Below are 14,778 nucleotides of genomic sequence, written 5' to 3' on the forward strand. Positions count from 1 at the left end.
AAGCAAATCGTTCAATCTAATAAGGTTCGAATTGATGCAAGTTATGCAAGATATAAGCCAACTATTTCAGAAATACGCTAAGTTTTGATGCTTATTTGAATAAATGCGCTTATTTAAGACTTTAAATAAAGTGTATAGCTGATTAAAAACAGGCTGTAAATCTAAAATGCATTAAAATGGTGCAAATGAAATTATATGGATGAATTTATAGCATTATTTTGGTGCGTGATATAAAGAGTGGCCTTTTCACCTGTTTTTATGTTTTGAAAAGACATACAATACGCGGATTATAGTGGAGCGCAGATTCATGAAATCCCCCAAAGTCGGTTTTGTTTCTTTAGGTTGTCCTAAGGCATTGGTAGATTCCGAACGAATTTTAACTCAGTTAAAGACTGAAGGTTATGATGTAGCATCAGATTATGATGGTGCCGATTTAGTAGTTGTAAATACCTGTGGTTTTATTGAATCTGCAGTACAAGAGTCGCTAGATGCCATTGGCGAAGCGATGAGTTCAAACGGTCGCGTAATTGTGACTGGTTGTTTAGGTAAAGACGAAGACAAAATTCGCCAAATGCACCCAAATGTCTTAAAAGTGACAGGTGCTGCGGCATATCAAGAAGTGATGGAAGCTGTGCACGAATACGTGCCTGAGCCACCGAAACACAATCCGTTTATTGATCTAGTACCTGAACAAGGTATTCGATTAACACCAAAACATTATGCTTATTTGAAGATTTCAGAAGGTTGTAACCATCGTTGCACATTCTGCATTATTCCGAGCATGCGTGGTGATTTGGTTTCTCGTCCAGTAGGTTCAGTATTGACTGAAGCTCAAGCGCTGAAAAAAGCAGGCGTAAAAGAAGTCCTTGTGATTTCTCAAGATACATCGGCTTATGGCGTAGACACCAAATACAAATTGGACTTCTGGAACGGTCAGCCCGTTAAAACCAAATTCTATGACATGTGTGAAGCATTGGGTCAATTGGGTATCTGGGTGCGTCTGCACTATGTATATCCATATCCACATGTGGATGCTGTGATTGACTTAATGGCACAAGGCAAAATCCTGCCGTATTTGGATATTCCATTCCAACATGCAAGTCCTAAGATTTTAAAACTCATGAAACGTCCTGCGCACAGTGAAAATACACTAGAGCGTTTAAAAGTTTGGCGTGAGAAATGTCCTGATCTTGTGATTCGTTCTACATTCGTTGTGGGCTTCCCGGGTGAAACTGAAGAAGACTTCCAAATGTTGCTTGAGTGGTTAAAAGAAGCGCAGCTTGATCGTGTGGGATGTTTTACTTACTCGCCAGTTGAAGGTGCGACAGCAAATGATTTGCCAGATCATGTGCCTGAAGAAATCAAACAAGAGCGTTATGAACGTTTCATGCAAGTTCAGCAAGAAATCTCTGCTGCGAAATTGCAAAGTCGTATTGGTCAGAAAATGACAGTACTGGTGGATGATCTTGAAGAAGAGTTCCCAGTTGCTGTTGCACGTTCTTATGCAGATGCACCTGAAATTGACGGTAATGTATTTGTTGAAGATATCGATAAGTCAGTGATTAAAGCAGGTGATTTACTTGAAGTGGAAATCACAGATGCAGATGAATATGACTTATTTGCAAAACTGATCTCGGTTAAGTCTGTTTAAACGATTCATTAAAAATAATTGAAATTAAATAATTCGGAGTTGATGATGCTTGATTCTAAAAAACCACGTTTTGGTCGCATCCTGCTTAAGCTTTCAGGTGAAGCTTTAGCGGGCAATAAAGAGATGGGTATCGATGCACAAGTGCTCGATCAAATGTCACTCGCAATTGCGCACCTTGTTGGTTTGGGTGTTCAAGTGGGTATCGTTGTCGGTGGTGGTAACCTTTACCGTGGCAGCCAATTACAAAAAGATGGTTTGGTTGGCCGTGTAACAGGTGACCAAATGGGTATGTTGGCCACTGTGATGAACGGTTTGGCACTTCGTGATGCTTTGGTGCGTCGTAATATCAAAACTCGTCTAATGTCGGCTTTACCCATTGGTGCAGTAGTTGAATCATACTCTAGCCGTGATGCTATTCGTCATTTAACTCGTGGCGAAGTGTGTGTATTTGTCGCAGGTACGGGTAACCCATTCTTTACGACAGATACAGCGGCATGCTTACGCGGTATCGAGATTGAAGCCAATCTTATCCTTAAAGCGACGAAGGTTGATGGCGTATACAACAAAGATCCAAGCAAATATGAAGATGCAGTGAAATACGATGCATTAACATTTGACCAAGTTTTAGATGAAAAACTGGGTGTGATGGATTTAACTGCGATCTGCTTATGCCGTGACCACAACGTTCCACTTCAAGTATTTGATATGAACAAATCAGGTTCATTACTTTCAGTGGTAATGGGTGAAAAAGAGGGTACTCACGTTACTAACTAATGTACGTGGGCCCTAAAGCTCTTTATACTACAAGCTATTTTAGAATTTACATCTTTTCGAATTAAGTAAGGAAGATCACATGATTAACGATCTTAAAAAAGACGCAGAAGACCGTATGAACAAATCTCTAGATTCTCTAGAGCATGGTTTTGCTAAAGTTCGTACAGGGCGCGCGCACCCATCAATTTTAAATGGTGTTATGGTTCCTTACTATGGCTCTGATGTGCCATTAAACCAAGTAGCGAACGTGGGTGTAGAAGACTCTCGTACTTTACTTGTTCAACCTTTTGAACGTTCAATGGTTGCTGCAATTGATAAAGCAATCCGTGAATCTGACTTGGGCTTAAACCCGATTACTGCTGATGCGATCCGTGTTCCTATGGCTGCATTAACAGAAGAAACACGTAAAGACATGCAGAAAGTTGCACGTAACGAAGCTGAAAATGCAAAAGTTGCGATCCGTAACATCCGTCGTGATGTTTTAGGTGATATCAAAGCATTGTTGAAAGAAAAAGAAATTTCTGAAGATGATGAGCGTCGTGCGGGTGATGACATTCAAAAAATTACAGACAAATTCGTTGCTGAAGTTGAAAAACGTCTGGCTGCAAAAGAAGCTGAATTGATGAAGGTCTAAGTTTTAATGACCTCATCTGAAGAAACTTCCCGTCTTCCAAAACATGTTGCCATCATTATGGATGGCAACAATCGTTTTGCCAAAAAGAATCAAATGCAAAAAGGTGAAGGGCATCGTTCTGGAAAGGACATCCTAGATCCCATCGTTGAACATTGTCGTAAAAGAAATATCCAAGCACTGACCGTTTTTGCTTTTTCGAGTGAAAATTGGAATCGTCCTCAGTTTGAGGTTGATCTGTTGATGGCTCTTCTCGAAGAAACCATTCATGAGCAGTTGCCGCGTATGGAAAAATTTGACATTTCCCTACGTTTTATTGGTGATCGTTCTCGTTTATCTGCTAACTTACGTGACTTAATGTTGCAAGCCGAACAAAGGACTGCTAATTTCGACAGCATGACTTTAACTATTGCAATTAGTTACGGTGGTATGTGGGATATGGCACAGGCTGCAAAACAAATCGCAGCAGATGTTTTAACTAACAAAATAAATCTTGAAGCAGTGGATGCTGAAGTCTTTGGTCAATATGTCAGTTTAAGTGATCTACCTCCGGTAGATTTGTTAATTCGTACAGGTGGTGATTTCCGTCTTTCGAACTTCTTGCTTTGGCAAGCTGCTTATGCAGAACTTTATTTTACCCAGACATTATGGCCTGAATTTACCATTGAAGAATTTGATGACGCACTAGCGGTATTTGGTGGTCGTGAACGTCGTTTTGGTAAGACTTCAGAGCAGATTCAACAAGAGCAGTTTGAGAATAAATAAATGTTAGAGCGGATAATAACCGCATTGGTACTGGTTTCAGTTGTACTGAGTTGCATGTTTGCAACCGAGTCTAAATACCCAATGCTTGTGCTGATGATTATTGCATCAGCTGTCGCGGGTTATGAGTGGTTTAAACTCATGCCGCGGAATACACAAAATGTGATTAAACCTTTCGCTTGGGGCTATGGTCTAGTCACTGCTATTCTTTCAGCACTAGCATTGCATTTTACAGATGTTGCATTACTGCTTTGGGCGGCTTCGATCTTTACTTGGATCTTAAGTGTCTATTGGGTGAAGTCTTATCCTGATTACGATAACTGGTATAACCCGAGTCTGAGTGGTATTGGTTTAGTCTTAGTTCCTGCTGCGGTAACTGCTATTTTTTCTGTGTGGATGAACTCACCTTGGTGGCTCATGTATCTGTTCCTGTTGGTATGGGGTGCAGACAGTGGTGCATACTTCGTGGGACGTAAATTTGGTAAGAAAAAACTTGCACCAGATGTGAGCCCAAATAAATCGATCGAAGGTTTATATGGCGGTCTATTCACTGCAATGCTAATTGTTATTGTTGTTGAAATTATTTATCTTGATTTAAGCATCGCTGAACATATTTTATTTTTAATACTTTCAGTAATAACAGTATTTAGTTCAGTACTTGGTGATTTATTTGAATCGATGATCAAGCGTCGTGCAGGGATCAAAGATTCTGGTCGTATTCTTCCCGGACATGGTGGTGTGCTGGATCGTATTGACTCGTTGCTTGCTGCAGCACCTATCTTTGCGGCAGGTATGTATGTTTTAAAATTAATTGGCGTAGATTTATAGATGTCACAATCTGTTTGTATATTGGGTGTAACAGGATCCATTGGTCAAAGTACTTTAAAGATTCTGCAACAGCACCCCGAAGAGTATTCAGTTTTTGCAGTCACTGCACATAGCCGAATTGTAGAACTTGTCGAAATATGCAAACAATATCGACCGAAAATCGCAGTTGTTCCATTCAATAAAGTGGATGAACTGCGCCAATTACTCGTAGCTGAAAAATTAACTGATATTGAAATCCTGCATGATGAAGCAGGATTAATCGCAGTAGCAGAACATCCACAAGTTGATGTGGTCATGGCCGCTATTGTGGGTGCGGCAGGATTGCTACCGACATTGGCTGCTGCGAAAGAAGGTAAGCGTGTCTTACTGGCAAATAAAGAAGCGCTGGTGATGTCGGGTGACATCATGATTCAGACCGCACGTGAAAATAATGCTTTGTTGCTGCCGGTCGATTCTGAACACAATGCAATCTTCCAATGCTTGCCTGAAACTTATCTACAAGGTGAGCGTCATGGTCAGCCAAAATTGGGTGTCAAACAGATTTTACTCACCGCATCTGGTGGTCCATTTTTGCATCATAGTTTAGAAGAATTGCAAAGTGTGACGCCTGCCCAAGCCTGTAAGCATCCAAACTGGTCGATGGGGCAAAAAATTTCTGTTGATTCTGCAACGCTGATGAATAAAGGCTTGGAATTGATCGAAGCCTGTCATCTTTTTGCAGTTGAAGAACAATTTGTAACAGTTGTTGTCCATCCACAGAGTATCATTCATTCAATGGTTCAATATGTAGATGGTTCGACTTTGGCGCAAATGGGTAATCCTGATATGTGTACGCCTATTGCTCATGCATTAGCATGGCCGAAGCGTATTCAAACACATGTGCCTCCATTAGATTTATTTGTTCATTCTCAGTTAAATTTTGAACAGCCTGATATACAGCGATTCCCAGCGCTAAAATTAGCACGTCAAGCCATGAAGGCTGGAGGCTTAGCTCCTACGATTTTAAATGCAGCCAATGAAATCGCCGTTGCAGCATTTTTGCATGAGATAATTGGCTTTACTCAAATCCCTCAAATTGTGGAACATGTGTTGGGGCAAGTTGAAAACTCAGCTGCAAATAATATTGATGTTATTTTGCATGCAGATAAATCGGCACGTATGGTTGCTGAAAAAGCAGTATTGAATTCAGGAAGTTAAGACATGAATGCCTTGTTTATGATTATTGCAGCAATATTGCTACTTGGACCGCTGATAGCGATTCATGAATTTGGGCATTATTTCGTTGCACGTAAACTGGGCGTAAAGGTTTTGGTGTATTCGATTGGTTTTGGCCCAACACTACTTAAGTGGACGTCAAAGAAGTCGGGTATTCAATATCAACTGTCTGCATTACCACTAGGTGGTTATGTCAAAATGTTGGATGAACGAGAAGGTGATGTCGCAGCAGAAGACTTACCAAAAGCATTTAACCGACAACACCCTTGGAAGCGTATTGCAATTGTTGCGGCAGGGCCACTCATTAACTTGGCTTTTGCAGTAGTGTTGTTTTGGATTTTATTTTTACCAGCTCAGGAACAGCTCAATACGCGCGTAGGTAAAATTTTACCGAATACGCCTGCAGCGGCTGCGCAAATGCAGTCTGGTGATAAAATTACTGCCGTAGATGGCACTCAAGTATCCACTTGGGAGCGCTTGAATTATGCCTTGGTTGATCGTGTAGGTGAAACTGGCAATATTCAAATTCAAGCTGAACGAGCAGGGCAAATTCAAAACTTCAGTTTACCTATTCAAAGTTTCTTACGTGATCAAACTCAGTCACCACTCGATGTTCTAGGTTTTACACCGTATCGTCCTAAAATTCCTGCAGTGGTTTCAAAACTCAGTGAAGATGGCGCAGCGATTCGCCAAGGGATGCAAGTGGGTGATCGAATTGTTTCGATCGATGGCGTAAAAATGAAAGACTGGTTTGATGTTGTACAAGTTGTACAAGCTTCTCCAGAAAAGTTACTTAAAATTGATGTTTTACGACAAAATAAAATTGTGCATTTAAGCGTGATGCCGCAAGGTAAGCGTGACCAAATGGGTAAAGTTACAGGGCTTTTAGGTGTACAAAGTGATCCGGGTAAAGTCAATATTCCAGCCGAATACAAACAAACCATTCAATACACGCCTGTAGAGGCGATGGGCAAAGCGGTAGAAAAAACAGGTCAGATATCTAGTATGATCCTGAATTCTATTGTAAAAATGGTGCGTGGTTTGGTTGGTTTAGATAATTTATCTGGTCCGATTACTATTGCGAAAGTGGCTGGACAAAGTGCTGAGATGGGGTGGCAAACCTTCATTTCATTTATGGCACTGATGAGTGTAAGCTTGGGTATTTTAAATTTACTACCGATTCCTATGCTCGATGGCGGTCATTTAATTTACTATTTTATTGAATTAATTCGTGGTAAACCTGTTTCTGAACAAATACAATTGGTTGGATTAAAAATTGGTATGGTATTGCTGGGTAGCATGATGCTACTGGCTCTATTCAATGACATTATGCGTTTATAAGAACGTTATACGAAATAAATTAACAGCGGAAAAGACTGGCATGCAGCACAAACATTTATTTATGCCATTGGCACTGGTTAGTGCTATGGCCGTAGCACAACAAGTATATGCAGCAGATGATTTTGTAGTACAAGATATTCGTGTTGATGGCTTAGTGCGTTTAACTCCTGACAATGTAGCCGGAATGATCCCATTCTCCGCTGGTGATCGTGTCAATGATCAAATCATTTCAAACTCAATTCGTAGCATGTTTGCGTCGGGTTTGTTTGATGATGTGAAGTCTTCACAAGTCGGTAATACCCTTGTATATACAGTGGTTGAACGCCCAGTAATTTCTAAAGTTGAGCTAAAAGGCAATAAACTTATTCCTAAAGAAGCCTTGGAAGAAGGCTTAAAGAAAATGGGTCTGTCCGAAGGTGAAGTTTTAAAGAAATCATCTTTGCAAACGGTTGAAACTGAATTAGAACAACAGTACATGCAGCAAGGTCGCTACGATGCTGATGTCAAAGTGATTACAACCGCTCAACCGAATAACCGTGTCAATGTCTTAATTGAGTTTGAAGAAGGCCAATCTGCCAAAGTATTTGATATCAATATCATTGGTAATACAGTCTTTAAAGAAAGCGAAATTAAACAAATTTTTGCATTAAAAGAAAGTGGTTGGAACTCGATCATTTCTCGTAATGACCGCTATGCACGTGAAAAGATGGCTGCGAGTTTAGAAGCGTTACGTGCGATGTATCTCAACAAAGGTTACATCAACTTCAACATTACCAATTCAAGTCTAAATTTGAGTGAAGATAAAAAACACGTCTTTATCGAAGTTTCGGTGGATGAAGGTGAACAATTTAAGTTTGGTGAAACCCATTTCTTAGGTGATACGCTTTATACGCAAACAGATTTAAACGCTTTAAAACTTTATAAAGATGGCAATTTATATTCACAAGAAAAAGTGAATGGTGTGAAACAACTTTTACTTCGTAAATACGGTAACGCAGGTTACTACTTTGCAGAAGTGAACATTGTTCCTGAAATCAATAAAGACACCAAATTGGTTGATTTAAATTACTATGTGAATCCGGGTCAGCAAGTCACTGTTCGCCGTATTAATTTCACAGGTAACTCGAAAACAGCTGATGAAGTTCTACGTCGTGAAATGCGTCAAATGGAAGGCGCATTAGCAAGTAACGAAAAAATTGATTTGTCTAAAGTGCGTTTAGAACGTACAGGTTTCTTTAAAACCGTTGATGTTAAGCCTGCACGTATTCCGGGTACCCCAGATCAAATTGATTTAAATGTAAATGTTGAAGAGCAGCATTCGGGGACAAGTACTTTAGCTGTTGGTTTCTCACAAAGTGGCGGTGTGACTTTCCAAGCAGGTTTGAGTCAAACCAACTTCTTGGGTACAGGTAATGCAGTTTCTATCGATTTGTCTCGTTCAGAGACTCAAGATTATTACAACCTCAGTGTAACTGACCCATACTTCACTATTGATGGTGTACGCCGTGGTTATAACTTGTACTACCGTAAAACCAAGTTAGATAACGACTATAACGTTAACAACTACGTCACTGATAGTTTTGGTGGTGGTATCAACTTTGGTTATCCGATCGATGAAAACCAGAGTATCAGTATGGGTTTGAATATTGATCAAACTGATGTAACTACAGGCCCATATGTATCTACGTATGTCCGTGACTACTTACTTGCTAATGGTGGTAAAGCTACAGGGAAAGGTTCTTACTGCCCAAAAGATGCTAATGGTGAGTCTCAAAATACTGTACCTGTTTATAATGATAAAAACGAAATAATTGGTTATAAATGTGCTGTTGAAGAAATTACTTATGACAATGAATTTAAAGGTGATTTCTTAACTTATAACCTTAACTTAGGTTGGTCGTACAACACCTTGAATCGCCCGGTATTCCCTACATCGGGTATGTCACACCGCGTCAATGCCGAAATTGCATTACCGGGCAGTGATGTTGAATATCAAAAAATCACTTATGATGCACAAGCTTATTTCCCACTAGGTAAAGACTTTGTGTTACGTGGTTACGGTAAGTTAGGCTATGGTAATGATTTACCGTTCTACAAAAATTTCTATGCAGGTGGTTTTGGTTCGGTACGTGGCTATGACAACAGTACTCTAGGGCCGAAATATCCTGGTGTGTATTATGATGCGCAAAATCAGGTTGACTACGATCCAGAAGAAGTCGGTGGTAATGCTTTAATTCAATTTGGTACTGAATTGGCTTTACCTGTGCCATTTAAAGGCGATTGGGCGCGTCAAGTTCGTCCAGTATTGTTTGCTGAAGGCGCACAAGTATTTGACACCCAATGTGACGTTCCTAAATCTAGTGAAGACCGTCAATACTGTAAAGATAACTACGGCTTTGATATGAATAACATGCGTTATAGTGTTGGTGCAGGCTTTACTTGGATCACGATGATTGGTCCAATTTCACTGAGTTATGCATTCCCACTGAATGACAAAGCTGGCGATGAAACAAAAGAAATTCAATTCGAGATTGGTCGTACGTTCTAAGTACGACCCTTCGGGGAATAACAAAATTACAGGTTGATAAGATGAATAAATTATTTGCTGGTTTGGCAGTATTGGGTATGTCATGTTCTGCAGTGGTACATGCAGCAGGTTACGGTGTGGTTGATTTAGAAAAGGTGGTTGATCAAAGCACTTATCTAAAACAACAAAATGCTCAAATTCAACAGCAGTTGAAACCACAAACCACTAAAATTGAATCACTGGCTAAAGAGCTGGAAGCAATGCAACAGAAAGCTCAGCAGGGTGGTGATAAGTTGACTGCTGCGCAAAAGCAGCAAATGGGTCAACAGTATCAAACTAAACTCAAAGAGCTGACTGATTTACAGCAAAAAGTTCAAGCTTCGGTTCAAGGTAATATCCAGTCCTTAAATCGCACGATGGATACTCGAATCAAGCAAGTTGCAGAACAATTGCGCACAGAAAATAAGTTAGATGTTGTTTTGAATAAAAATTCAGCACTTGCGTATGACCCTAAGTTTGATTTAACTGATAAAATGATTCAAAAGGTTAATGCAATTAAATAATCAATGAATTCTCAAAAATTCAGTTTAGAAAAGCTTGCTCAACTTGTTCAAGGTCAATGTATTGGTCAGCTAGACTTGCAATTCAGCGGAATGGCAAGTTTGGAGAGTGCTCAACCACATCAGCTTGCATTTTTAAACGCAGATAAATATCTGAATGAAGCTCAACAGTCTAAGGCTGGTGCGCTGATTGTGACTGCAGACATGCAGTCACAAATCCCTTCACAGCAAAACTTCATTGTTGTACCCAATCCGTATCTGGCTTTCGCTATTCTAACGCATGTTTTTGAAAAGAAATCTGTAGAAATAGGAATTGAAAGTACTGCCCAAATTCATCCTTCCGCAATCATTTCTGATACTGCTTATATTGGGCATTATGTGGTGATTGGTGCGAATAGTGTGGTGGGTGAAGGAACGCGCATTGAATCACAAGTGAAGATTGATCATGGTGTTGAAATTGGTAAAGATTGTTTTATCGATTCGCATGTGACGATTACCGGTGAAGCCAAGTTAGGTGATCGTGTACGTATCCATGCAAATACGGTGGTCGGTGGTGAAGGATTTGGTTTTGCACCTTATCAAGGGAAATGGCATCGTATTGCTCAATTAGGTTCTGTACGTATCGGGAATGATGTGCGTATTGGTTCAAATTGTAGTATCGACTGTGGTGCTTTAGATGACACAATTTTGGAAGATGGTGTCATTATTGATAACCTTGTGCAAATCGCGCATAACGTCAAAGTTGGTGCAAATACGGCAATGGCTGCGAAATGTGGTATTGCCGGTAGTACAACTATTGGCAAAAATTGTGTGCTAGCAGGGGCTGTTGGTATCGTAGGTCACATTAATATTGCAGATAATGTGACAATTACCGGTATGTCAATGGTCACAAAAAGTATTTCCGTTGCTGGGAGTTATTCTTCAGGTACGCCAATGCTTGAAAGTGGTTCTTGGAAAAAGGCAGCAATCCGCTTTAAACAATTAGCAGATGTGCCATTGACCCAATTGGTCAAACGACTTGATCATATGCAGTCTCAAATTGAGTCCCTTGAATCAACATTTAAATTGCGTAAATAATTATGATGACAGAGTCGAATACCCCAGCTTTCACAAAACCTGAATTACCAATGACTATTCAGACTATTCGTGAATATTTGCCACATCGTTATCCGTTTTTATTGGTTGATCGTGTTGTTGAAGTGACTGACAACGGGATTGTAGGCTATAAAAATGTAACGATTAATGAAGAATTTTTACAAGGCCATTTCCCTGAATACCCAATTATGCCGGGTGTGCTGATTGTTGAAGCATTGGCGCAAGTATCGGGTATTTTAGGTTTCATCATGAATAATGAGAAACCTTCAGCGGGTTCGCTGTTCTTATTTGCTGGTGCAGAGAAGGTTCGATTTAAAAAACAAGTCGTTGCAGGCGATCAACTTGTATTAAAATCGGAATTAGTGATGCAAAAGCGTGGCATTTACAAATATAATTGTGTTGCCACTGTAGATGGCGTAGTCGCAGCAACCGCGGAAATTATGGTTTCGCATCAGAAAACAGAGACAGCATGAGCAATAACGAATTAATTCATCCTACCGCCATTATTGACTCATCAGCAGTAATTGCTCCGGATGTGCAAATTGGACCATATTGTATTATTGGTCCTAAAGTCACAATTGGAGCGGGCACTAAACTGCATTCACATGTTGTGGTGGGTGGTTATACCCGTATTGGTCAACATAACGAAATTTTTCAATTTGCCAGTGTTGGTGAAGTTTGCCAAGACTTGAAATATGCTGGTGAAGAAACGTGGTTAGAAATCGGGGATCACAACTCGATTCGTGAACACTGTAGTTTACATCGTGGTACTGTTCAAGATCAGGGTCTAACTAAAGTTGGTAGTCACAATTTATTGATGGTGAATACACATATTGCACATGACTGTGTGGTAGGTGATCATAATATTTTTGCTAATAACGTCGGCGTTGCAGGTCATGTCCACATTGGTGATTACGTCATCGTAGGTGGTAACTCTGGTATTCATCAATTCTGTAAAATCGATTCATACAGTATGATTGGTGGTGCATCGCTTATTTTGAAAGATGTACCTGCTTATGTCATGGTATCTGGTAATCCAGCCCATGCTTTTGCCATGAACATTGAAGGCATGCGTCGTAAAGGTTGGTCAAAAAATGTGATTCAAGGTTTACGTGAATCCTTTAAATTGATCTATAAAGATGGTTTAACGACGAATGAAGCGATTGAGCGTATTCGTACTGAAATTTTGCCTGATGTGGCAGAAGCGCAATTGTTGATTGACTCACTTGAGCAGTCTAAGCGCGGTATCGTTCGTTAAATACTGCGAATAAAAATAGACACCTTATAAGGTGTCTTTTTTTTGCATTAAAAATAGGACTATTTTTTAACAAAGCCTGCTTCTTCAGATTTTGGATACTTTTGGATAAGCTTGCTTTTGAGCTGCGTTGCTAAACTACTATTTCGATCGACGTCTTTTGCAATGCTATACAGTTGATATAACGCTCTAGGTGCGCGGGTCGACTCAGGGTATTGATCTAACACGATACTATAGTTCTTTTTCGCTTCTGCGTAATTGGTCGGTTCAACAGCAAGGTTGAACTCAGCTAACCAAAAATATGCATTGCTAATATAAACACTGTTAGGATTATTCTTAATAAAGTTTTTCATTGGTGCAATGGCTTTCTTTGCACCACCTTGTTTGTATGCATCTAAAGCAACGGTATAAGCTGCTTTCTCAAGCTCAAGTGAGTCACCACCTGCATTTACAGGTTGGTTTGCAGATGAGCTTAATGTTGCTTGGGTCGTAGGTTGTTTAACAGGTGTAGGCGCTGTATTAGCTGTTACTGGGTGCAGTACCTTGTTGGTTATCCTCCGCAGCTTCTGTGTCTTCACTCGGATCTACTTTTTGTTGGAGTAGCTCTAAACGTTGATCTAAATCTGCATAGCGGTTTGTAAGTTCACTTTTTAATTGTTCGATAATATTGTCTTGCTCTTCCATTTTACCACGTAAGTTACGCAATTCATTTTCGAGCTGTTGGTTCTTCTGCATAAGCTGCCAATTCAAATTGGTTGGAATAGGGGGAGAGCCAGCACCTGTTTGAATGGCCGTATTATTTGCTGTATACACAGTGCCATTATTAGCGCCACTCAAACCACGAGATTCAATTGGAATATTGGCAAATAATGCACCTGAGCAAGTCAATGTAAGGGCACACAATACATGCTGTTTAAACATCATAAAAATTCCATGTAGTTACAAGCATGTCCGTATAGAATAGTTTTATTACAGACAGCTTTAGATAAAACGATAAGCACATTAAAAACGCCAAAGATCTGAATTGCAATAAGCTTTTACAATCTTGCTGTGTATTAAAGTAAAAATATAGTGATGAAGTTTCATGTTTTCTACATCATCGACCATCATATTGATTTATAAATAATCAAACAGTTTTTTCTACTCAGGAATTCTTGGTTTTAGGCTTGCATGTTTATTAAAAATCTCTATACTCTGTTCTTGCAATGGTAGCCCTGCTGGTTACTTCGCAATTGTACTCTATAAACCCCGCCAGGACCGGAAGGTAGCAACGGTAGTAGAAATATGATGTGCCGAAGTCTTGCTGGTAGGGTTGCCACCAGTTTCAATAATAATAAATTAAACGTCCTCTCATTTTTTCAATCCTATATTCTTCTTTATTTTAGTTTTATTAATTTTTCATTTAGATCTATATCTTTGTTATTCGTCATCAAATTCTTTACATGCAATCACTTTAAAAATCGTATCGAGATCAAAGCCTCGATATTGCAAAAAACGTATTTGTTTGGCTTTTTGTTTTGGATCACGTTCAACAGCTTTGCCAAATTTTTTTATTTTGAGCTGGTAGGCTTCAGTGACCCAATCTGTTTCTTTTAATTCATCCTGAATTAATTCACTGTCTACTTTTTTATTTTTTAACGCGAGCTTTATACGATTAGGGCCTTTACCTTTACGTTTTTGACTCGATAGCACCATCTCTGCTACACGCTGATCGCTTTGATAGTTCTCACGTGCGAGTTCTTCCACCAAGTGTATGACTTCTTCACGACTATCCGCATACAGTGCTAATTTTTCGATTAAATCCGCTTTTGAGTATTCTTTACGTGTGAGTACTGCAAAAGCGTATGAGCGTAGACGAGAGCCGCGCAGTCCTGGTTTTTTTTCAGCATGAACCTCTTTACCATTGGTGTCAAAATGCAACGCAGTGTGATCGATCACCGAAGTATTGTCATGTGAAATGTCAGTTTGTGCAGCATGATTTACGCAGGCAGTTTCTTCAGCTTCTGCAAACTGTTGTTTCAGTGCTTCATAATCAAGCAAGAGTGGAAAATGGTCTTTAGTCATGGGGTCATTTTAATACAAATTTTGAGTGCAAAACAAAACGCCCCGTAGGGCGTTTCGTCTGCTATTAAAGTATGC

13 protein-coding genes, 1 other RNA gene and 1 pseudogene are annotated in these 14,778 nt (G+C 39.8%); 13 read left to right on the forward strand and 2 right to left on the reverse strand.

The window, feature by feature from the left end; translation table 11 throughout:
* The first annotated feature begins 307 nt into the window (after positions 1-307).
* The 12 genes from rimO to lpxA all read left to right on the forward strand — a co-directional run bounded on the left by rimO (position 308) and on the right by lpxA (position 12,642).
* Positions 308-1,651 carry a 30S ribosomal protein S12 methylthiotransferase RimO gene (rimO, locus tag FTU62_RS06025; RefSeq protein ID WP_180102157.1) on the forward strand — a complete coding sequence of 448 codons (1,344 nt, stop codon included), beginning with the start codon at positions 308-310 and terminating at the stop codon, positions 1,649-1,651.
* A gap of 45 nt (positions 1,652-1,696) precedes the next feature.
* Positions 1,697-2,425: a UMP kinase gene (gene pyrH, locus FTU62_RS06030; protein ID WP_078193535.1), complete on the forward strand. Its 729-nt coding sequence runs from the start codon at positions 1,697-1,699 to the stop codon at positions 2,423-2,425.
* Between the two features lie 79 nt (positions 2,426-2,504).
* A complete protein-coding gene (gene frr / locus FTU62_RS06035; protein WP_078188724.1) occupies positions 2,505-3,059 on the forward strand; it encodes a ribosome recycling factor in 555 nt (184 codons plus the stop codon).
* Between the two features lie 6 nt (positions 3,060-3,065).
* Positions 3,066-3,821, forward strand: coding sequence for a polyprenyl diphosphate synthase (gene uppS / locus FTU62_RS06040; RefSeq protein ID WP_180102158.1), 756 nt, complete (start codon positions 3,066-3,068; stop codon positions 3,819-3,821).
* Complete coding sequence (locus tag FTU62_RS06045; RefSeq protein ID WP_078193533.1) at positions 3,822-4,646, forward strand: CDP-archaeol synthase; 825 nt, start codon at positions 3,822-3,824, stop codon at positions 4,644-4,646.
* Positions 4,647-5,843 (forward strand): 1-deoxy-D-xylulose-5-phosphate reductoisomerase, encoded by a 1,197-nt coding sequence (gene ispC, locus FTU62_RS06050; RefSeq protein ID WP_180102159.1) that lies wholly within the window; start codon positions 4,647-4,649, stop codon positions 5,841-5,843.
* Between the two features lie 3 nt (positions 5,844-5,846).
* The gene (rseP, locus tag FTU62_RS06055) at positions 5,847-7,202 is read left to right on the forward strand and encodes an RIP metalloprotease RseP (protein WP_180102160.1); all 1,356 of its coding nucleotides are present in this window, start codon (positions 5,847-5,849) and stop codon (positions 7,200-7,202) included.
* Between the two features lie 85 nt (positions 7,203-7,287).
* Positions 7,288-9,750 carry an outer membrane protein assembly factor BamA gene (gene bamA / locus FTU62_RS06060; protein WP_373886329.1) on the forward strand — a complete coding sequence of 821 codons (2,463 nt, stop codon included), beginning with the start codon at positions 7,288-7,290 and terminating at the stop codon, positions 9,748-9,750.
* 41 nt (positions 9,751-9,791) lie between these two features.
* Positions 9,792-10,292 (forward strand): OmpH family outer membrane protein, encoded by a 501-nt coding sequence (locus tag FTU62_RS06065; protein ID WP_180023808.1) that lies wholly within the window; start codon positions 9,792-9,794, stop codon positions 10,290-10,292.
* Between the two features lie 3 nt (positions 10,293-10,295).
* The gene (gene lpxD / locus FTU62_RS06070) at positions 10,296-11,366 is read left to right on the forward strand and encodes a UDP-3-O-(3-hydroxymyristoyl)glucosamine N-acyltransferase (RefSeq protein ID WP_180102162.1); all 1,071 of its coding nucleotides are present in this window, start codon (positions 10,296-10,298) and stop codon (positions 11,364-11,366) included.
* Positions 11,367-11,371: 5 nt separating this feature from the next.
* Positions 11,372-11,857 carry a 3-hydroxyacyl-ACP dehydratase FabZ gene (fabZ, locus tag FTU62_RS06075; RefSeq protein ID WP_171263789.1) on the forward strand — a complete coding sequence of 162 codons (486 nt, stop codon included), beginning with the start codon at positions 11,372-11,374 and terminating at the stop codon, positions 11,855-11,857.
* A complete protein-coding gene (gene lpxA / locus FTU62_RS06080; RefSeq protein WP_180102163.1) occupies positions 11,854-12,642 on the forward strand; it encodes an acyl-ACP--UDP-N-acetylglucosamine O-acyltransferase in 789 nt (262 codons plus the stop codon). The genes fabZ and lpxA overlap by 4 nt, the downstream gene beginning before the upstream one ends.
* A 59-nt stretch (positions 12,643-12,701) precedes the next feature.
* Here the strand turns inward: lpxA and FTU62_RS06085 are convergent.
* A pseudogene (locus FTU62_RS06085) lies at positions 12,702-13,563 on the reverse strand (YbgF trimerization domain-containing protein).
* Positions 13,564-13,854: 291 nt separating this feature from the next.
* On the opposite strand from FTU62_RS06085, the gene ffs reads away from it, so the two are divergent.
* Positions 13,855-13,951: signal recognition particle sRNA small type (ffs, locus tag FTU62_RS06090), an RNA gene on the forward strand.
* 107 nt (positions 13,952-14,058) lie between these two features.
* On the opposite strand, the gene FTU62_RS06095 is transcribed toward ffs, so the two are convergent.
* A complete protein-coding gene (locus FTU62_RS06095) occupies positions 14,059-14,703 on the reverse strand; it encodes a regulatory protein RecX (protein WP_180102164.1) in 645 nt (214 codons plus the stop codon).
* Between the last annotated feature and the right edge of the window lie 75 nt (positions 14,704-14,778).

Source organism: Acinetobacter sp. YH12126 (assembly GCF_013418745.1).
In the GTDB taxonomy this organism is placed as follows: domain Bacteria; phylum Pseudomonadota; class Gammaproteobacteria; order Pseudomonadales; family Moraxellaceae; genus Acinetobacter; species Acinetobacter amyesii.